Here is a 19908-nt window from a genome sequence, read left to right as displayed (position 1 = left end):
AAATGACCGCCGACATCTCCCGCCTGTTCCGCGATCCGGAAAAGCAGTTTCACGGGCTGGTCCGCCAGCAGGGCCGGCTCCCAATCGACGCCGAGGAGAATCACGGCACCGACATCGCCCAGTGGACCGACGAGACCCGGTTCGTCGAGACGATCGCGCCCTCCGGATCGCCCGACGACGGCTTCAAGATCGCGCTTGCCGGCGGCGGCGTCCCGGTCGATTTCCGGATCCTCGCCGGCAGCTACTATCTCGGCGGCAGCCGGATCGAGAATCCGGCCGATCTCGACTATCGCGACCAGCGCGGCCTCAACTGGCTGCCGTTCGAGACCGACGCCGAGGGCGGCAACGAGGCGATCGGCGCCGCCCGCCGATTCCTGGTCTGGCTCGACGCGCGCGAGGCGGTGGTGACCGCGGTCGAGGATAGCGAGCTGATCGAGCCCGGCATCGGCGTCGACGGCGCCGCGCGCAAGCGCTTCAGCTGGCGCGTGCGGGCGACCCCCGTCGACGGCCCGGGCTGCGCGCTGGCGGCGACCCAGTGGCTGGCGGCGCAGAACTGGACCGGACTCGTCGATGCCGATACCGGCCAGCTCAGCTCCGGCGCGACGCTCACCGTCGCGTTCAACCCGGCCGAGGTCGACCAGGATCTCTGCCAGCCGTCGCTGACCCCGGGGTTCCTCGGCGCCCGCAACGAATGCTACCGGGTGATGATCACCCGCAACGGCCGCTACGTGTGGGGCCAGGACGATGCCGCCCCGCTCTACCGGGTCCAGATCGAGAATGTCGGCGGCCAGCCGCGGCGCATCGTCTTCCTCGACACGCCCAAGGACGAGTTCGTCCGGCCCCGCGCCGGCCACACGGTCGAGCTGCTGCGCTGGGACCAGATCCTGCCCAACAGCCAGAAGACGGCGGAAGCGATGGGCGCGTTCTACACGGTGTCGGGCGGATATGAGGACGACGCGATCACCGTGTCGGCCAATGTCGATCCGGTTTGGCGCACCTGGCTGAACAACCTGCCGGCGACGCTGCTGAGCCCGCACGACGATGACGGCGAGCAGCGCTATTTCTATCTGCGCGTGTGGACCGGCGGGGGCCAGGGGGCGCAGCCGGACATCCCGTTCGCGACCGCCGACCTGCCGGGCACCGGGCTCACCCTCGCTTTCTCGGCGGGCACGCTGCCGGGCGACCATTGGGTGATCGCGGCACGTCCCAACGCGCCGACGCGGGTGATGCCCTGGGCGCTGCTCGACGGGATGGAGACGCACGGGCCGAGGCGGCACGTCGTCCCGTTGGCCTTCGTCGATCTCGACGCGATGACGGTGAGCGACTGCCGGCGGCGCTTCCGTCCGCTCTACAAGCTGGGGGGCTGCTGCACGGTCACCGTCGGCGACGGCGTCTCGAGCTGGGGCGACGTCTCGTCCATCGCCGACGCGCTCGCGCGGCTGCCGGCGAGCGGCGGCGAGATCTGCCTCGGCCCCGGCAGCTGGGCCGAGAATGTGATCATCGAAGGCCGGTCCAACATCACCATCACCGGCTGCGGGAACCGCACCCGCTGGACCGCCTTGAACCCGGCGCTGCCGCCGCTGCGGATCCGCAACGGCGAGGCGATCACGGTCAAGCGCCTGCGCATCGACGGGGTCCAGGCGCAATGCATCCTCGCCGACGTCGATCCGATCGGCGCCGCCGGCCAGCGCAACCGCGACATCCGCCTCGAGGAACTGGCCCTGTTCTCGCCTTCCGGAAGCGCGGTGTCGGCGAGCCTGCTCGACGGCCTCTGCATGCGGCAGTGCCGGGTCGAGGTCGGCCCCTTCCCGGCCGGCGCGCCGCCGGCGGCGACCAGCGGGCTGGCCGCGGTCCATCTCCAGGGCGACGACCTGCGCGTCGAGCGCTGCTCGATCGGGGCGCCGCTGGGCGCCAACAGCCTGCCGAGCCAGCGGCCGCTCGGCGGCGTCCATATCGGCGGCGACAGCCACCGCGTCCTGCTGCTTCGCAACGAGATCGAGGCGGGCAATGGCAACGGCATCACGCTGGGATCGGTGACCATGGTCAACATCCCGGCGCCCGCCTTCGCCGCCGACCGCGAGGCGGCGACGGCCAACGCGCTGGGCGGCATCATGCGCAGCATCGGCTTCTTCATCTATGTCGACGCGGCCGGGTGCATCAATATCGGCTGGATCGATCCGCGCCCGGACGACCGGCCGGACGGCACCGTCGACGTGCCGGTCTCGGACGGGATCGTCGCCGACATCCGCATCGAGAAGAACCGGATCTCGAACATGGGCGGGAGCGGAATCGCGACCTTCCCGATGTTCGTCCTGCTCGACGGCGGCGAAGCGGCGCTCGATGCCGTTGCGGTCGAGTCCCTGCTCGCGCTCGACAATCTCATCTCCGACTGCATGCTGCTCGAGATCCCGCAGATCCCGGACATCCAGTTCCTGTTCACCGGGTTCGGCGGGATCGCGCTCGGCATGGCGTTCGACTGCACCCTGCGCGACAACCAGATCTCCGATATCGGCACCAACCGGCAGCAGGGGATGTGCGGCATCTTCGTCGGCTATGGCGAGGATCTCCGGATCGAGCGCAACCGGATCGAGAATATCGGCAGCTTCATCGCCGGCGGCGCCACCGCAGCGCCGCGTGCGGGGATCTTCGTCCGACTCGCCGCCGGCGGCATCTCGACACTGGGCGCGGCCAGGGACGAGCGGCGGACGCGGGACCGGCCCGCGCTTCTGGTCCAGACCAACATCGTCCACTCGCCCTTCGCCCGGGCGCTGCGGGCGATGGCGCTGGGGCCGGTCATGGTGACCGACAACCGCCTGTCCGGGGCCAATCCGAGCCTGTTCTTCGCCCAGCCTCTCTTCGCCCTGATCATCCTGCTGTTCGGCGGCCGATCGGTCCAGCAGCTGCTCGCCGATCCGTCCGCCGACCTCGACCTCAAGAATCTCGTCCTGCTCAACGTCATCCTCGAGATACTCGGAGGCGACGCGATCAATCTCGTCAATCTGGGCATCGCCGAGGAGCTGATGCTGCCCTACACCCTGTCGTCGCTGGCCAAGCGCGGCAACTCGGGCGAGGTGTTCACCACGTCGCGCGGCGCGGCCGCGGCGTGGAATGCAGCCGGGAAGCTGCCGGCGCCGATGTTGCGCGGCGGCGAGACGATGTTCGCGAACAACCAGGTGAGCCTGCACCGGCCCGGGGACGCCAATGCGGCGACGATCTCGTCGGTGCTCATCCTCACCCGCGACGATCTCTGCTTCGCCGACAACCAGCTCGAGGTCGAGGCCGACCTGCTCTTCGCCATGGCCGATGCCCTGCTGCTGGCGACGACGGTGCGCGCCAATTCGAACCGCATGCAGGAGAGCGCGCTATGCATCTTCTCGCTGGCGAGCTGGGGCCTCGGACTCAACACGACCGCCGACAACCAGGCGACCTTCTCCGTCAACGCCGTCGCGAACAACCCGGCCAAGCTGGTCGAGCGCGACAATCTCACCGTCTTCTGATGACGATCGAGGAGTAGGAACCATGGCCGAGATCTCGTCGAAGCAGATCGAGCAGCTTCAGCAGTCCTTCGCCAGCCCGGAGCGGCTCAACGACGGCGCGCTGCTCGCCGGCGGCGCCCTCGCTTTGCCGCTGCTCGGCCTGCGCCGGCGCCAGGCGAACCTGGAGGCGCGCCGCACCGAGATCCGCCTCGGTCCCGATCATGAAGAGACGAAGGCGAGGCGCCAGCAGGCGCAGGGGCTGGCGCTGCGGGAAAGCGACCTCCAGACGGAGGTGGCCCGCCAGCGCTTGATCAAGCCGGCGACGGGGGAGCAAGCGGGGCTGTACGGCCGGATCACGCGCAAGGGCGAGCCCGTCCCCGGCGTGGCCGTCGCCGCCCTGGACGAGGCCGGCACTTCGCTCGCGCACAGCTGCACCGGGCACGATGGCGGCTATGTGCTGTCCTTCGCCCCCGACAAGCCGATCCTGATCGAGGTGCGAGACGGGAAAAGCCGACTGTTCCGCGACGAGACCGGCACCGCCTATCCGCCCTATCGCGCCGTCCACCGCGACATCGAACTGAGCAAGGCCAAGCCCCCCTGCCCCGGCGACGAGCCCGCGGAGCCCGGCGAGCGGGTGATCGTTCCCAACCTGATCGGTATGAAGGAGGAGGAGGCGCTGCGCACGATCGAAGCGCTCGCCCTCAAGCCCGGCAAGCGCAGCACGCGGCGGGACCGCCAAGCCGGGCTGATCCTCGATCACGATCCGCCGCCCGGCGCCGCGACCAAGGCCGGCGGATCGATCGACTATGTCGTGTCGACCGCCGAGCAGACTCCCGCATCGCGGCTTCCCGATCTTACCGGCCGATCGCTCAGCCAGGCGGTGGAGGAGATCCGCAAGGCCGAGGCGACTCTCGGGGCAGTGAACGTCGCCGTCGGCGGCAGCCGAACGCCGAGCGTCCGCGCCGCCCGCGCCGACGACAAGGGCCAGACGATCGACCTCGACGTCGTCGCGGTCGGCGGCGAGGCCCAGCTGATGGGGATCGTCGCCACCGTCCTGCCGGCGACCGCCGAGGGCGCGGCGATCGGCCTGACCAGCGCGGCGACGGCGCTGGAATGGCTGAAGGCGCGCCGGCTCGACAGCCTCGAGCAGATGAACGAGGCCCAGGCGCTCGACGACGCGAAGCTGCGCAAGCGGGTCGGCCTCAAGCCCGACGAGGCGGTCGCGCCGGTCCGCGGCCTCATCCAGGCCGGCGTCAGCCGGGTGCGGAGGGTCTGAAAAGATGGCGCAGCATGCGGCACCGGTGCGGGCGCCGCCGATGAAGGCGCCGGCGGCGGCCGCGCCCGTGCTGCAGCGCAAGCTCGAGGTCGGGCCCGCCGCCGACCATTTCGAGAGGGAGGCGGACAGCGTCGCTTCCTCGGTGATGGCGGGAACGTCGGCACCGGTCTCGATCCCACCGACCATCACCCCGATCGGCGCGCAGCGAAAGTCGCAGCCGGTCAAGAATAAGGAGGAGGAGAAGAAGGGCAAGCCGCCGAGTAAGGGGATGGCGCAGCGCAAGGCCGCCGCGCCGAAGCGGCCCGAGGAGGAGCCCAAGGCGCCGAAGGCGAAGGCCGCGCGGGCCCAACGCAAGGCCGCGCCGAAGCCTCCCGAGGAGATGAAGAGCCCGAAAAAGGCCCGCGCCCAGCGCGAGCCGGCGGCGGGCGCCGAAGGCGGCAGCGCGAGCGCGGCGACCGACGGGGCGATCCAGGCGATGCGGTCGGGGCTCGCGCCCGGCCTCGACGGCGGCACCAGGACCTTCATGGAAGGCCGGTTCGGCCGCGACTTGAGCGCGGTGCGGGTCCATCACGGGACCGAGGCGGCGCGCGCGGCCGACGCGCTCGGCGCCCGCGCCTTCACGGTCGGCAACGACATCTTCTTCAATCGCGGCGAATATCGGCCGAACAGCGGCGAGGGCCGCCGCCTGCTCGCCCACGAGCTCACGCACACGGTGCAGCAATCCGGCTCCGGCGGCACCGCCGCGCGCAAGCGGATCCAGCGCGGCGGCCCGCCGCCGAAGGCGCCGGAGGCGACGCCCTCCGGCCCGACCAAGGAAGCCGTGCCGGCGGACGGTATCCTCACTTTCACGCTGGACAATGGCGGCCCGAACACCACCGGAAAGATCAAGAGCGCCGCAGGCCAGAAGGAGGTGGAGCTGCCTTATCTCAGCCTGCCCAAGGTCAATGGCGCGCTTAAGGGAACGACACCGGACGCGAAGGCGACAAGCGGCTCGCTACCTGTGGACGGGACGCGCTATTCGATCACGGGATCGGGGACGAAGTCCACGATGATGCCGATCAACCGCTGGCTGAAGGGCGCGCGCGAGCCCAAGTTCCAGGCCGATATCCTCACCCATCTCAACGCCAAGCTGCCGAAGGCCGAGGCGGACCCCAAGACGCCGCCGGCCAACGACCCCCTCAAGATGCCCAACGGCTTCTACGTGCTCGGCTTCGAATCCTCTTTCACCGGCGCGGAGAAGAACACCTTCATCTGGGGCTCGATCACCGACCTGGCGCAGGCCCAGCTCGTGCTCGCACCGCGATGGTCGAGCCGCGCGGGCGAGGCGACGTTCGAGGCGGACCATATCCTCGAGACGCAGCTCGGCGGTGCCGACGAGTTCGACAATCTCTGGCTGCTCGATGCCGGCTTCAACGGCTCGGTGGGACCGGCGATCGGAACCCGGATCCTCTCGGACCTGATCGCCGCGACCAAGGACGTCGAGAAGCGATACGACCTTACCGGGACCCCGCTTCCCGGCGCCGGGACGATGCGCGAAAGCTGGAAGCTCACTTTCGTCAATCTGAGAGAAGAGAAAAAGTTCGGCACGACCAAGACCTTCTGGACCCGCCAGAGCATCAGCGAGGGCCTGCACCTCAAGCCGATCAAGTTCCTGACATCGAAGGACCTTCAGAGCCGCGGCTTCCGCCCCAAGGGCGCCGAGGGCACGCCGTCGAAGATCTACATCTTCCCGACCCCGAACGGGGGCAAGATGTGGACGTTGAACGTGGGGGACAAGGGCGAGCTCAAGCCACCGGGGAAGCAATTCTTCTATCCCAACATGGAGCTGATCGGCGGAACGCTCGAGCCGGCCGGCGCGGGCGGCACCAAGATTGCGACCATTCAGGTCATGTGGAGGAAGGCGAAGCGCACCGCCAAGGGCGCCGCGGTAACGAAGGGCGGCAAGATCGTACGCGAGGAGGTGCCGAAGAGCGTCGACCTCGACCGGCTGCCGGGCTTCTACGACGTCGGCTATATCAGCACGCGCTCCGTCCAGGACGCCCGCACCGGCTGGGACCTGCCAGGCGCCTCCCCGGTGGACTTCACCGAATTCGGCCTGAACACGGAAGGCTATCTGGTCGGCAGCGGCGTGCTCACCGCCACCAAGGCCCTCCTTCCGGGGCTGCGGGCCGACGTCGTCATGCTGCCGACCGAGCTTCGGATCGACTTCCCGATCCCGATGGAGGCCTTCAGCCTCGGCCCGGTCACGGTCACGGCCCTTTCGATGTCGCTGGGGGTCAATGACGGCGGCCCCTTCCTGCGCGGCGCCGCCGATTTCATGGTCACCTCGCTCGGCGAAGGCAGCATCGTCGCCGAGGTCGGCAAGGCAGGACCCGTCATCTCCGGCGACTTCAACCTGGCCATGGACTTCCTGAACCCGGCCAACGTCGCCGTCAGCTACGATTTCGCCAATGACGCTTTCAGCGCGCAGGCGACGCTCGGCGTTCAGGCAGGCAGGATTCCGGGAATCGAATCGGGTCAGGTCGCGATCGGGATGAGCCGGGACGCGGTGACGTTCGCCGGCACGCTCAGCCTCGGCGGGCCGCTCAAGGGCACCGTGATCAACGTCAGCTACGACAAGACCACCGGCCTGAAGATCGGCGCCGACAACATTCCGCTGCCGCTGAACGACATCCCCGCGATCCAGAATGCGAGCCTGTCGATCAGCGCCACCCGAACCCCGGAGGGCGTGTGGAGCTTCGCCGGCACCGGCACCGCCACCCTCGCGGTACCCGGGGCCACCGGCACGATCACCATCTCCTATCTGGACGGGGCGATCACCTTCACCACGGCGGCACAGATCGCCAAGGGCCCGGCGAGCGGCACACTGAACTTCACCGCCACGAACCGCGCCCTCGACGAGGACGGCAAGCCGATCGAGGGTCCGCCGACCGACACGATCAGCGTCTGGGGCAAAGGCACCGTCACCATCCAGTTCGGCAAGATCCTGACCGGCACCGCCGGCGTCGAACTCACGCCCGACAACCATATCATCATCTCGGGATCGATCGGGCTGCCGCCGGTCTTCGAGCTGTTCCCGAAGAAGGAATATAAGAAGGACCTGCTCACCCTGGCCCCGCCGGAATTCCCGATCTGGGGAGTCTCGGTCGCCGGGGTCGGCATCGGCATCTTCGCCTTCGTCGACGCGACCGTCGCCTTCAACGCCTTCGTCGGCCCGGGCGAGATACGAAACGCCCAGATCGGCGCGACCATGGATCTCGAGAAGCCCGAGGAAGCGACCGTCACCGGCCATGCCGATGTCGTCGTCCCGGCTTATGCCGGCCTCTCGCTCGACGTCGGCGGCGGGCTCAGGGCGCGCCTGGCCGTCGCCTATGCGGAAGGGCGGGTGGGCCTCAAGGGCGAGCTCGGCATCGAGGCGGGCGCCTCGGCGGCGATCGACATCGCCTGGAACAAGGACGACGGGCTCGAGGTCGGCGCCGATCTCAAGGCCGAGGCCAAGCCAAAATTCGAACTTTCCGCCAATGCCAGCGTCACCGTCGGAGTCGACCTGTGGGTCACCGACGTCTCGCATACGTTCGGCCCGTGGACGAAGATGCTCGGCACCTTCGGCCCGGACATGACCCTGGGCGTGCGAATGCCGGTCAAATGGTCGGAAGCCGAAGGACTCGATCTCGACCTCGAGGACATCGAGGTGACCAAGCCGTCGCTCGACGCCAGCGCCCTCATGTCCAGCGTCTTCGACGAGCTGGCGGGCTGAGGCTCGCCCGGCGCCGCGCTTGCATCGGCCGGCGCGACGGGCATGCTCGCGCGCCTGACGAATCGATCCGAAAGTGGATGGCATGGACAGAAGAACCTTCATCGCCGCGCTCGGCGCGACTTCGGGCCTGGCCATGCTGGGCGGCGCCCCGGCGCGCGCGGCCTTCCAGGCCGCGACGGCCGGCTCCGCCGACGCGGCCCTGTCGGCCTTGCTCGACCGCATGTTCTTCCATGTCATGGAGACCAATCCCGAATTCGCGACCATGCTCGGGCTCGACACCGGGGAGCGAGCCGGCCTGCGGTCGCGGCTCTCCGATTACTCGCCGCAATCGCAGGCGCGCGAGCTTGCCGCCTTCCGCAGCTTTGCGGTCGACCTGGACGCTATCGACCGCAGCCAGCTCTCCGAAGCCAGCCGGCTGCATCGCGACGCGGTCACGTTCCTGACGGCAAGCGCGATCGAGGGGCTGGCCGAATTCCCTTATGGCAGCAACGCGATCGGCTATGTCCCCTACGTGATCAGCCAGCAGGACGGCGCCTACCAATCCATCCCCGATTTCCTCGACCAGCATCACCGGATCAGCGGGCCCGAAGATGCCGTGACCTATCTCGCGCGGCTCGAGGCCTTCGCGATCGCGCTCGACCAGAATAGCGACAAGCAGCGGGAGGATGCGGCGCGCGGAGTGTTCGCGCCCGGCTTCATCCTGTCGACGACTCTGGACCAGCTGAGGGCGCTGCGCGGCGTCCCGGCGGCCCAATCGGTGCTCGTCACCTCGCTCGGGCGCAAGGCGCGCGATGCCGATCTGGCCGGCGACCACGCCCGCCGGGCCGAGGCGATCGTGACGGAACAAGTCTATCCGGCGCTCGACCGCCAGATCGCCCTGGTCGAAGAGCTTCGCGGCCGCGCCACCAGCGACGCCGGCGTGTGGCGCCTGCCCCAGGGCGAGGCCTATTACGCGGCCTCGGTCCACGCCGCGACGACGACCGACATGTCGCCGGAGGAGGTACACCAGCTCGGGCTCGCGCAAGTGGCCGAGATCAGCGGCCGGCTCGCGCAGATCCTGTCCTCGCAGGGCATAAATGGCGCCGACCTCACCGCACAGCTGGCGACTTTGAACAGCGATCCGCGCCAGCTCTATCCCAACACCGATGCCGGCCGCGAGCAGCTCCTCGCCGACCTCAACCGGCAGATCGAGCAGGTCGACGCGCTGCTGCCGCGAGCCTTTGCCAGCCGCGCGCGCGCCGAAGTGCAGGTGGTGCGGGTGCCGGAGCTGATCCAGGATGGCGCCTCCAACGGCTATTACCAGCCCGCCCCCTTCGACCTGTCGCGGCCGGCCAATTACTATATCAATCTCAAGGACACCCACGACTGGCCGAAATACGGGCTCCCCTCGCTCACCTATCACGAGGCGATGCCGGGTCATCATCTCCAGATCAGCCTCGCCCAGGAGAGCCGCGACACGCCGATGCTGCTCAAGCTCAGCCCGTTCGGCGCCTATACCGAAGGCTGGGCGCTCTATGCCGAGACCCTCGCCGACGAGCTCGGGGTCTACGAGAACGATCCGCTCGGACGCGCCGGCATGCTCCAGTCGCTGCTGTTCCGCGCAGCCCGGCTGGTCGTCGACACCGGCCTCCACCACAAGCGCTGGAGCCGCGAGCAGGCGACCGACTACATGGTCCGCACCACCGGCTTTCCGGTGCCGAGGACGCAGCGCGAGATCGACCGCTACTGCGCCTCGCCCGGCCAGGCCTGCAGCTACAAGGTCGGCCACACCGTCTGGGTCCGGCTGCGCGGCGAAGCGCAGGCGGCGCTCGGCGACCGCTTCGATCTCAGGCAGTTCCACCAGATCCTGCTCAAGGGCGCGCTGCCGCTGACCATCCTCGAGCAGGAAGTGGATCGCTGGGTCGCGGCGCAGCGCGCCTGACCCGGCCGCGCCCCGGTCGGCGCCCGACGGACAGGAAGCCGACCGCGGCCATGAAGCCGCCGAACACGTTCCGGAAACCCGACGCGCCCAGGCGGCTGCCTTTCCTTCGCCCGGTTTCGCTGGCATCGGCGGAGCGACGTCACCGACGAGGAAGCCATGAAGCCGATCGCGCGACTGATGCTCGCATTGTCTTGCCTGCTCCCGGCCGCACCCATCGCGGCCCAGGCACCGCTGCCGCCGATCGATATCATCGTGCCGGCGCCGCCGATCGAGCTGCCGCCGCCGCCCGAGCCGATCGACCTCGACGCGCCGCCGGCGCCGGTGGAGCTGCTCCAGGTCCTTCCGCCCGACGTCGCCCGGCTCATCCGCACCGCGATGAATTCCGGAGACGAAGCGGCGGTGGCGACGATGACGCGCTTCGCGCTCCAGGCTTTCCCGAACGCCGCGCAGGACGTCCAGGTGATGCGGGCGGGTTACGACCGAGCCATGGCTCAACGGCGCGAGGCGGCGGAGGCGGAGAGGATCAGGCGGCTCGCCGCCGCCCGGATCACCGACAATTGGGACGGCAGTATCGAGCTCGGCGCATCCCGCACCACCGGCAATTCGAGCAGCTTCGGCTTCTACGGCGCGATCCAGGCCGAGCGCCGGGGCCTGCGCTGGGACAATAGCGTCAACGCGCGCGCCGAGCTTCAGGAGACCAACGGCGTCCGTTCGGTCGAGCGGATCAACGCCTCGTGGCGGCCCCGCTACCGCCTGGGCGACGATCTCCAGATTTACGGCCTCGCCCAATATGAGCACGACCCGATCATCGGTCTCGACCATCGCTACACGGCCGGCACCGGCATCAGCTACACGATCATCGGCGAGCCGGAGATGACGCTTCGCTTCGACGGTGGGCCGGCGCTGCGCCGGACGCAGAGCACCGGCGGCAACGTCGACACCGCCGTCGGCGGCCGCGCCGCGTTCGACTTCGCCTGGAAGATCTTGCCGACGCTCGAGCTCAAGCAGGACGGGTCGTTCATCATGGACGGCGGCAACGAAAGCGGCCGCGCCATCACGGCCATCGAGACCCGCCTGTTCGGTACCGTGCGCGCGCGCCTGTCCTACGAGCTGCTCTACGAGCGGAATTCGGTGCTGGGGACGGACTCGTTCGGGACGAGCGGACGGACGACGCTGGTCGTGGGCCTGTAGAGCGAAGGACCGCCTCGTCACCTGGCCGTCCGACCGCCACGCCTAACCCACCTTTCGAACCGGCGTCAGGACGAGACGGTCGATGATCACCGCCATCTCGACGCAATCCAGCTCGGGCTCCTGCTCCAGCCACCAGGACAGCAGGCCGATCATCGATCGGACGCTGTGGTCGATGGCGAGTCGGGGCGGCAGCCCGGGCGGGTCGGGAAGCCCGGCTGAATCCGCCCAGCGCAGCGAGCGCTCGATCAGCAGCCGGCGAATCTGACGCTCCGCGCCGCCGCCGAGCAGCGCCCGGCAGATGCCGCGATGCTCGTCGACGAAATGGCACAAGGTCAGCGCCGCTGCGCGCGTATCGTCGTCGCGCAGCGCCGGGATCATCGTCGCCAGCAGCTCGCGGTTAAGGCTCTCGGCGACGTCGAGAAGGAGCTCGTCCTTGTCACGATAATGACGGAAGAAGGTGGCATAGCCGATGCCGGCGCGCTTGACGATGTCGGCGATGGTCACCGAATCGAAGTCGCGGGTCTCGACCAGCTCCAGCACGGCGGCGGCCAGCGCCGACCGAGTCCTCTCGATCCTGGGATCCATATTCCTCTTGACCGGGACGGCAGCACCCGGCAGGGGCGACTTATGATCCACGCTGGATCATAAGTCAAAGGCCGCTTATGTCGAAGCCCCTCCCGATCGGATGTGTCAACACCCGGCCGGCGGCGAAGGTTGCAGCATGCGGCGCGAGACGTTCGCGCGCGCCCCGTGCGGCCGCTTTCCTCCTTGCCTGCATCCTGGTCGGCGCCTGCACGACTGGACGGGCGCCACGTCCGCCGGAGGCGGCCCTGCCCGGCCGGTTCGAGGCTCCGGGTGCAGCCGTTGCCCAGCCGCTCGACCGCTGGTGGACGGTCTATGGCGACCCGCAGCTCGAGGGGCTGGTCGATCAGGCGCTCGCCCGCAACTTCGACGCCCGGCTGGCGCTGGCGCGGCTCGAGGAAGCGCGCGCTTTGCGCTCAAGCCGGCTCGCGCAGATCGGCCCGCAAGGCGGGATCGAGGGATCGGGCGAGGTACGCCAGACCGAGAACATAGGCGGCGAGCAGAGCGTCGACATCCCCGGCGTCCCGCCGGGCTTCTCGCTGACCCCGAGCGGCACCAGCGCCCAGGCCAATCTCGGCTTCAACGTCAGCTGGGAGCTGGACCTGTTCGGCCGCAATGCGGCGACGCGTCGCGCCGCGGAAGGGGAGTTCGCCGCCGCGCGTTTCGAGGCGGAAGCCGCCCGCGCCGCAACCGCGGCCGAGATTGCCGACAGCCTGTTCGAAGCGCGCGCCGTCGCCGTCCAAGTAGAGGACGCTCGCGCCACCCTTCGAATCCAGGAAGAGCTTGCCCGGGTCGCCCGGATCCGCGGCGAACGCGGCTTGGCGCCGACCTCCGACACCGCCAGGATCGAGGCCGACGTCGCCCAGGCGACGGCCCAGCTGCGCGAATTGGAGGCGCAGCTGCGTACCCTGCGGCGTTCCCTCCTGCTGCTGATCGGCAACGCCACCGCCGAGCTCGACAGCTTCCAGATCACCCCCGATCTCGGTCCGGTTCCGGCGCCGCCGGCGCTCATCCCGGGGGAATTGCTCGTGCGCCGGCCGGACGTGCGTCAGGCCGAGGCGCGCATCGAGGCGGCCGCCGGCAACCTCACGCTCGCCGAGCTCGAGCTCTTCCCACGGATCACGCTTCGACCGGGCCTCGGGCTCGGCCTCCAGCGCGGCACGTTCGAAAGCACCACCGCCTTCTGGGCGTTCGGTGTCGGACTCACCCTGCCGGTGCTCGATCGCGCACGCCTGCTCGCGGAGCTGCGCGCCTCGGGCGCGCGAGCGGAGCAGGCGGTGCTCGGCTACGAGCAGGCGGTACAGACCGCTTATGCGGAGGCGGACCAGGCGCTCACCCTGCTGGAGGCGGATCGCAACCGGCTCGCCGTGCTCGAGGCCGGCGCGCAGCGTGCCCGTGTCGCCTTCGATGCGGCGCAGCGCCGCTACGCGCTCGGACTCGAGGACCTCACCGCCGTCCTCGACGCGGAGCGGGCCTGGCGCGCGACCCGCTCGGCAGCCGCAGCCGCGCATGCCCAGGCTCTGCGGCGCAGCGTGCAGACCTTCCGGGCCTTCGGCGGCGGCTGGACGCCGCCGGCGCGGGCGACGGCGGCACAAGAAGGGATCGAAGGATGAAGCGGGGATGGTTCTTGGCGGCTTGCCTCGCTCTCGCCGGCTGCGCCGGCGCAAGCGAGGAAGCCCAGGAAAAGCAGGCCGCGTTGCGCACGGTCAGCGTCGCCCGGGTCGAGCTGCGCCCGCTCGCCGGCGGCCTTGCCGCTTCCGGCATCTTCATCCCGCGCGAGGAAGCGGCGGTCGGCGCGGAGGTCGGCGGCTACCGAATTGCCGCCGTGCTCGCCGAGGAGGGCGATTTCGTCCGCGCGGGACAGCCGCTGGTGCGGATGGACCCGACGCTCCTGCAGGCGCAGATCGCCCAGCTCGAGGCCAATCTCGCCCAGCAGCGCATCCAGGCGACGCAGGCGGAGCGGGAGGCGGCGCGGGTCGCCGGCCTGGACGGCGAAGGAATCGTCGCCACCGAGCAGATCGAGCAACGCCGCACCCAGGCCGCCAATGCGCGCGCCGCGGTACGGGGGGCGGAGGCGCAGCTGCGCGAGCTGCGCACCCGCGTCGCCCGCCTGACCATCACCGCGCCCGTGTCGGGACGGATCCTCTCCCGCAACGTGCGGCCCGGCGATATCGGCACGGTGGGCGGCGAGCCGATGTTCCGGATCGCGCGCGGCGGCCTCGTCGAGCTCGCGGCGGACGTGCCCGAAGCCGAGCTGGCGGCGATCCGGCCAGGCCAGCCGGCCGAGGTCGAGCTGCCGGGCGGACGAACGGTCACCGGGGCCGTGCGGCTTCTCTCCGCCGAGGTCGGCGAGGAGACCCGGCTCGGCCGGGTCCGGATCAGCCTGCCGCCGGATGCGGACCTGCGTCCCGGCGGATTCGGCCGCGCCCGCTTCACCGGCGCGATGGCGGCGACGCCGGCGGTGCCGGAGGATGCGCTGCGCTTCGACGCCGACGGCGTCTCGGTGATGACCCTGGCCCAGGGAAATCGGGCGCGGCGGGTGGCGGTCAGCACCGGCCGGCGCGCGGGCGGCTGGGTGCAGCTCGTCACCGGACCGCCGGTGGGAACGCCGGTGCTGCTCGGCGGCGGCGCCTTCGTCCTCGAAGGCGAGACGGTGCGCCCGGTCCCGGCGCGGGCGACCGCGCGGACCGCGCCCGCCGCGACGCCGGCGACGCCGCCCGCGGAGGCGGCCCGGTGAGCGAGCGGCAACCGCGCGGCATCTCCTCCTGGGCGATCCGCAATCCGATTCCGGTCTCGGTCCTGTTCATCGGGCTGAGCATCGCCGGCATCGCCGCCTATCTGTTCCTGCCGGTCAAGCAATTCCCCGACGTCTCGTTCCCGGTCGTCCAGGTCGCGGTCGTCCAGGAAGGCGCGGCGCCGCAGGAGCTGGAGACCCAGGTGACCCGGCTCATCGAGGACGCTGTGACCAGCGTCTCAGGCGTCGACAACGTCATCTCGACCGTCACCCAAGGCAGCTCGATGACGATGATCGAGTTCGAAGTGGGCGACGACGCCCAGCGGGCGACCGACGACGTCCAGCGCGCGATCGACGAGATCAGGAGCGACCTTCCCCGGGAGATCGAGGAGCCGATCGTCCAGCGCCTCGAGATCGACCAGGCGCCGATCCTGACCTTCGCCGTCGCCGCGGCCGACACGAGCGAGACCGAATTGTCCTGGTTCGTGGAGGACACGATCGCGCGCGAGCTGATGGCGCTTTCGGGCGTCGCCCGCGTCTCGCGCGTCGGCGGCGTCGATCGCGAGGTCAACGTCGTCCTCGACCCCGACCGGCTCGCCGCCTACGGCGTCACCGCGCCCCAGATCAACGACGCGCTCCGCGCCTTCCTGGTCGACACCGGCGGCGGCCAGGCCCGCGTTGCCGGCCAGGAACAGAATATCAGGGTCCTCGGCGCGGCCGAGTCGATCGAGCAGATCCGGGCCGTCCAGATTCCCGCCGGCGGAAGGCTGGTGCTGCTCGGCGACGTCGCCTCGATCGGCGCCGGCGCCGGCGAGGAGCAGGGCTTCGCCCGGCTGGACGGCCGGCCGGTCGTCGCCTTCCAGGTGATGAAGACCCCCGCGGCGAGCGACGTCGCCGTCGAGGAGGAGGTGATGGCCTCGCTCGACGGGATCCGTGCCGCGCATCCCGGCCTCGACGTCCAGCTCATCGTCTCGACGGTGCGCGAGACCCGGGAGAGCTTCTCGGCGACGGTCCATGTCCTGATCGAGGGCATGCTGCTGGCCGCCTTGGTCGTCTTCCTGTTCCTGCGGGAATGGCGGCCGACCCTGATCGCGGCGCTGGCGATGCCGCTCTCGCTGCTGCCGACCTTCGTCGTCATGATCCTGCTCGGCTTCTCGCTGAACGTCATCACCTTGCTCTCGCTCACCCTGGTGATCGGCATCCTGGTCGACGACGCCATCGTCGAGATCGAGAATATCGAGAAGAGGATCGAACGCGGCCAGACGCCCTATCGCGCCGCCCTGGAAGGCGCGGACGCGATCGGCCTCGCCGTCATCGCCACGACGATGGCGATCGTCGTGGTGTTCACGCCCGTTTCCTTCCTCAGCGGCACGGTCGGCCAGTTCTTCGAGGAATTCGGCCTCACGGTGGCGGCGGCGGTGCTGTGCTCGCTGCTGGTGGCGCGATTGCTGACACCCCTGCTCGCCGCCTATTTCCTCAAGCCGCGCCGCAAGCCGGTCGAACATCGCGACCTGCCCGGTTACTATCGCAAGAGCCTCGACTGGGCGCTCAACCACCACAAACTGGCGGTCCTGGCCGGCGGCCTGTTCTTCGTCGGCTCGCTGATGCTCGCGGGACTGCTGCCGGCCGGGTTCATGCCGGCGACCAATCCGGGATTCATCTATCTGGAGGCGCAGGCGGCGCCGGGCGCCACCCAGGACGACATGGACCGGATCGTCCAGCGCACCACCGTCTTGCTCCACCGCCATCCCGCGGTCGAGCATGTGTTCGCCCAGACCGGCGGCAACAGCGTCGCCTTCGGCGGAACGTCGGACCTGCGCCGCGCCACCATCACCGTCTTGCTCGATCGCGAGCAGGACGTCACCACCGAGCAGTTCAAGGGCGAGATGAGGCCGCTGCTCCGCGAGATCGCCGACGCCCGGGTGTCCACCCAGGGCGAATGGGGTGCGCCGCAGCTCGAGATCGTCCTTTCCGGCGACAACGGCCCGCTGCTCCAGCGCACCGCCGAGCGGCTGGAGCGGGAGATGCGCGGCCTCGCCACGGTCGCCGATCCGCGCCCGTCCATGCCGCCCCCAGGGCCGGAGCTCGTCATCCGTCCCCGGCTCGCAGAGGCGGCGCGACTCGGCGTCAGTGCCCAGACGATCGCCGCCGCCGCTCGGGTGGCGACGATCGGCGACATCGATGCCAATGTCGCCTTCTTCACCGAAGGCGAACGGCGCCTGCCGATCCGCGTGCGGCTGCCGGTCGAGGCGCGCCAGCAGCTCGAGATCATCGAATCGCTGCAGCTGCCGACCGCCTCCGGCGGAACGACCACGCTCGGCGCCGTCGCCGATATCAGTTTCGAGCCCGGGTTGGGGCGGATCGAACGCTTCAACCGCCAGCGCCGGGCCGCCGTCGCGGCCGACCTCCCCCCCGGGGTGACGCTCGGCCAGGCCACCGCGGAGATCGAGGCCCTGCCGGTTCTCCAGGACCTGCCGGAGGGCGTCACCCTCACGCCCACCGGCGACGTCGAGCAGATGCAGGAGCTGTTCCTGGGCTTCGGCGCGGCAATGGCCGCCGGCGTGTTCATGATCCTGGCGGTGATGGTGCTGCTGTTCCGCAGCTTCCTCAAGCCGATCATCATCCTGTCGGCGCTGCCGCTGTCTATCGGCGGCGCCTTCCTCGGCCTCCTCCTCGTCGGGCTCGACCTCACCTTGCCGGTGCTGATCGGGCTGCTCATGCTGATGGGGCTTGCCGCCAAGAATTCGATCCTGCTCGTCGAGTTCGCGATCGAGCGCGAGCGCGAAGGCGCGGACCGCCGCGAAGCCGTGCTCCACGCCTGCCGGGAACGCGCCCGGCCGATCGTGATGACCACCTTCGCGATGGCGGCCGGCATGCTCCCCACAGCTCTCGGGATCGGCGAAGGCGCCGCCTTCCGCCAGCCGATGGCGGTGGCGGTGATCGGCGGCCTGATCAGCTCGACGGCGCTGTCGCTGGTGCTGGTGCCGGTGGTCTACGAGGTGGTCGACCGGATCGAGCAGAGGCTCGCACCGAAACTCCGGCGACTGATCACGGTGCCGGCGGAAAAGGACCTGCGCGAGAGCCCGGGCTAAAGCAGGCAGTCAGCCAGGCTCTCAACCCGCCGGCTCGCCGATATCGCTCCGCGTCGACGCCGCCTGTTCGACGAGCCATTCGCAGACTGCATCGATCTGAGGCGCGCGCCTGCGGGCCGGTCCGCGAACCAGATAATAGACCTCGCCCTTCAGGGTCGGCGCGAAGGGAGGGACCAACAGTCCGCACCGCAGCGCCTCGTCGGCGATCGCCAGGCTCATCAGCGCCACGCCCTGCCCTGCGATCGCGGCCTGCAAGGCATGGCTTTCCTCGTTGAAGCGCAGCGGCGGCGCGGCCGCCGGGCCATCCATGCCGGCAAGAGCGAGCCATTTCGGCCAGCCGGGCGCCTCCGGATCCGGGCGATGCCGGTCGAAATGGATCAGCACAGCCCGGGCGAGGTCCGCCGCTCCGCTTATGCCGAGACGGGGACTCGCGACCGGAGCGAAGAGTTCGGGGAAAAGCGGCGCCGCCTCGCCGCCGGGCGGGGGCGATCGCGACAGGCGGATGGCGAGATCGGCCTTGCCGGCCTCGAGGTTGACCAGCTCGTCCGTGGCCAAGACCGACAGCATCAGGTCGGGATGGCGCTCGCGAAGGTCGCCGAGGCGAGGCACGAGCCAATGCGCGGCAAAGGCCGTCGTGGCCGTGATCACCACCTCCGCGCGATCCCCCAATGACCTCACCCGGCCGACCGCCTCGCTCATCCGGTCGAACCCGTCCCTCAAGGCCGGGAAGAGCTGATCCCCGACCGGCGTGACGATCACCTGACGCGTGCGCCGATCGAACAGGCGCTGGCCGAGGCTGTCCTCGAGAAGCCGGACCTGATGGCTGATCGCGGTCGGGGTCACACCGAGCTCCTCGGCGGCACGCTTGAAGCTCCCATGACGTGCCGCCGCCTCGAACGCGCGAAGGCTGGAGAGCGGCGGCAGGCGGCGCGACATACGGATGAATCCTGTTCATGCATCAGGTGCCAAATCGGCGTTTGTACGCCGCCCCGCAATTCTGTCAATGCGGCCCGATCCTGAGGCCGCCGCCTCACCGATGATGAGGAGATTTCAGCCATGACGACGATATTGCACCTCGATGCGAGCGCCCGGCAGACCGGCTCGCACAGCCGGCGCCTGAGCGCGCGCTTCGTTCGGCGATGGCATGAAGCGAGGCCGGAGGACCCTGTCGTCTATCGCGACGTCGGCCGGCAACCGCCCGCTCCGGTCACGGCGGCTTGGATCGAGGCGGCTTTCACGCGGCCGGAGCAGCGCACGCCCGCCATGGAGGCGGTGCTCGGCGAAAGCGACCGCCTCGTCGACGAGCTGATCGCCGCCGATCTCATCGTCGCCGGCGTGCCGATGTACAATTTCGGCGTGCCGGCGCCGTTCAAGGCCTATATCGACAATGTCGTACGGGTCGGCCGCACCTTCGGCTTCGACCGCTCCCGCGCCGGCGAACCCTATTGGCCGCTTCTCGCCGACATGGAGAAGACGCTGGTGATCCTCTCGTCGCGGGGCGACCATGGCTATGACCGGCCGGAGCGGATCGCCCACATGAACCACGTCGAGCCGAGCATCCGGACGGCCTTCGGCTATATCGGGATCACCGACGTCCACAGCATCGCCGCCGAATATGACGAATATCGCGATGCGCGGCTCGCCCGGTCGCTGGCCGACGCGGAACGGCGCATCGACGCGCTCGTCGACAGCCTCACCGGCGCGCAAGACGCAGAGCCTGGGGCTCCGGCCATGTTGCGCGCCTGTGCCTAGAGCCTTGCCTGGTCAAACGAGCTGCCGGGATCCGAGGAGCGAGTGGGATCCCAGGTGGCCTGCGTCGGCTCTGCCCGGCGAGGACGAGCAGTTGGGGCCCCGGCCTGGCCGGTGTCGGCAACGAAAC

At 69.8% G+C, this 19908-nt stretch carries 11 protein-coding genes; 9 read left to right on the top strand and 2 right to left on the bottom strand.

The features are described 5' to 3' along the window. The first annotated feature begins 2 nt into the window (after positions 1-2). The 5 genes from DDE10_RS23425 (at position 3) to DDE10_RS09320 (ending at position 11621) form a co-directional block, all read left to right on the top strand. Entirely contained in the window at positions 3-3497 is a 3495-nt protein-coding gene (locus DDE10_RS23425) for a DUF6519 domain-containing protein (protein WP_162806515.1), read from the top strand. Positions 3498-3519: 22 nt separating this feature from the next. After that, on the top strand, positions 3520-4752 hold the full coding sequence (locus DDE10_RS09335) for a PASTA domain-containing protein (RefSeq protein ID WP_162806513.1): 1233 nt from the start codon (positions 3520-3522) through the stop codon (positions 4750-4752). Between the two features lie 4 nt (positions 4753-4756). Further along, positions 4757-8509 (top strand): eCIS core domain-containing protein, encoded by a 3753-nt coding sequence (locus DDE10_RS09330; protein ID WP_114952489.1) that lies wholly within the window; start codon positions 4757-4759, stop codon positions 8507-8509. A gap of 82 nt (positions 8510-8591) precedes the next feature. Further along, the gene (locus tag DDE10_RS09325; protein WP_114952488.1) at positions 8592-10430 is read left to right on the top strand and encodes a DUF885 domain-containing protein; all 1839 of its coding nucleotides are present in this window, start codon (positions 8592-8594) and stop codon (positions 10428-10430) included. Between the two features lie 156 nt (positions 10431-10586). Continuing rightward, positions 10587-11621 carry a DUF481 domain-containing protein gene (locus DDE10_RS09320; RefSeq protein ID WP_114952487.1) on the top strand — a complete coding sequence of 345 codons (1035 nt, stop codon included), beginning with the start codon at positions 10587-10589 and terminating at the stop codon, positions 11619-11621. Positions 11622-11663: 42 nt separating this feature from the next. On the opposite strand, the gene DDE10_RS09315 is transcribed toward DDE10_RS09320, so the two are convergent. After that, entirely contained in the window at positions 11664-12206 is a 543-nt protein-coding gene (locus DDE10_RS09315) for a TetR/AcrR family transcriptional regulator (RefSeq protein ID WP_114952486.1), read from the bottom strand. A gap of 77 nt (positions 12207-12283) precedes the next feature. On the opposite strand from DDE10_RS09315, the gene DDE10_RS09310 reads away from it, so the two are divergent. Genes DDE10_RS09310 through DDE10_RS09300 form a run of 3 tightly spaced genes read left to right on the top strand, consistent with a single transcriptional unit; the run spans position 12284 to position 18029 of the window. Then, the gene (locus tag DDE10_RS09310) at positions 12284-13816 is read left to right on the top strand and encodes an efflux transporter outer membrane subunit (RefSeq protein ID WP_114952485.1); all 1533 of its coding nucleotides are present in this window, start codon (positions 12284-12286) and stop codon (positions 13814-13816) included. Then, positions 13813-14940, top strand: coding sequence for an efflux RND transporter periplasmic adaptor subunit (locus DDE10_RS09305; protein WP_114952484.1), 1128 nt, complete (start codon positions 13813-13815; stop codon positions 14938-14940). The genes DDE10_RS09310 and DDE10_RS09305 overlap by 4 nt, the downstream gene beginning before the upstream one ends. Further along, complete coding sequence (locus DDE10_RS09300) at positions 14937-18029, top strand: efflux RND transporter permease subunit (protein WP_114952483.1); 3093 nt, start codon at positions 14937-14939, stop codon at positions 18027-18029. The genes DDE10_RS09305 and DDE10_RS09300 overlap by 4 nt, the downstream gene beginning before the upstream one ends. A 21-nt stretch (positions 18030-18050) precedes the next feature. Here DDE10_RS09300 and DDE10_RS09295 read toward each other — a convergent pair whose 3' ends face one another. After that, positions 18051-18965 (bottom strand): LysR substrate-binding domain-containing protein, encoded by a 915-nt coding sequence (locus DDE10_RS09295; protein ID WP_114952482.1) that lies wholly within the window; start codon positions 18963-18965, stop codon positions 18051-18053. Between the two features lie 120 nt (positions 18966-19085). Here DDE10_RS09295 and DDE10_RS09290 point away from each other — a divergent pair, with 120 nt between their 5' ends. Next, on the top strand, positions 19086-19781 hold the full coding sequence (locus DDE10_RS09290; protein WP_114952481.1) for an FMN-dependent NADH-azoreductase: 696 nt from the start codon (positions 19086-19088) through the stop codon (positions 19779-19781). The last annotated feature ends 127 nt before the right edge of the window (positions 19782-19908 follow it).

The organism is Sphingosinicella terrae, from assembly GCF_003347635.1.
GTDB lineage: Bacteria > Pseudomonadota > Alphaproteobacteria > Sphingomonadales > Sphingomonadaceae > Allosphingosinicella > Allosphingosinicella terrae.
Note: the sequence above shows the minus strand (reverse complement) of the source record. Positions and strands in the feature narration are given on the sequence as shown.

Bases quoted from the DNA above. Each gene is read 5' to 3' on its own strand.
- DDE10_RS09310 (WP_114952485.1), top strand. From the start codon at position 12,284: ATGTCGAAGCCCCTCCCGATCGGATGTGTCAACACCCGGCCGGCGGCG.
- DDE10_RS09305 (WP_114952484.1), top strand. From the start codon at position 13,813: ATGAAGCGGGGATGGTTCTTGGCGGCTTGCCTCGCTCTCGCCGGCTGC.
- DDE10_RS23425 (WP_162806515.1), top strand. From the start codon at position 3: ATGACCGCCGACATCTCCCGCCTGTTCCGCGATCCGGAAAAGCAGTTT.
- DDE10_RS09320 (WP_114952487.1), top strand. From the start codon at position 10,587: ATGAAGCCGATCGCGCGACTGATGCTCGCATTGTCTTGCCTGCTCCCG.
- DDE10_RS09330 (WP_114952489.1), top strand. From the start codon at position 4,757: ATGGCGCAGCATGCGGCACCGGTGCGGGCGCCGCCGATGAAGGCGCCG.
- DDE10_RS09335 (WP_162806513.1), top strand. From the start codon at position 3,520: ATGGCCGAGATCTCGTCGAAGCAGATCGAGCAGCTTCAGCAGTCCTTC.
- DDE10_RS09315 (WP_114952486.1), bottom strand. From the start codon at position 12,206: ATGGATCCCAGGATCGAGAGGACTCGGTCGGCGCTGGCCGCCGCCGTG.
- DDE10_RS09325 (WP_114952488.1), top strand. From the start codon at position 8,592: ATGGACAGAAGAACCTTCATCGCCGCGCTCGGCGCGACTTCGGGCCTG.
- DDE10_RS09290 (WP_114952481.1), top strand. From the start codon at position 19,086: ATGACGACGATATTGCACCTCGATGCGAGCGCCCGGCAGACCGGCTCG.
- DDE10_RS09295 (WP_114952482.1), bottom strand. From the start codon at position 18,965: ATGTCGCGCCGCCTGCCGCCGCTCTCCAGCCTTCGCGCGTTCGAGGCG.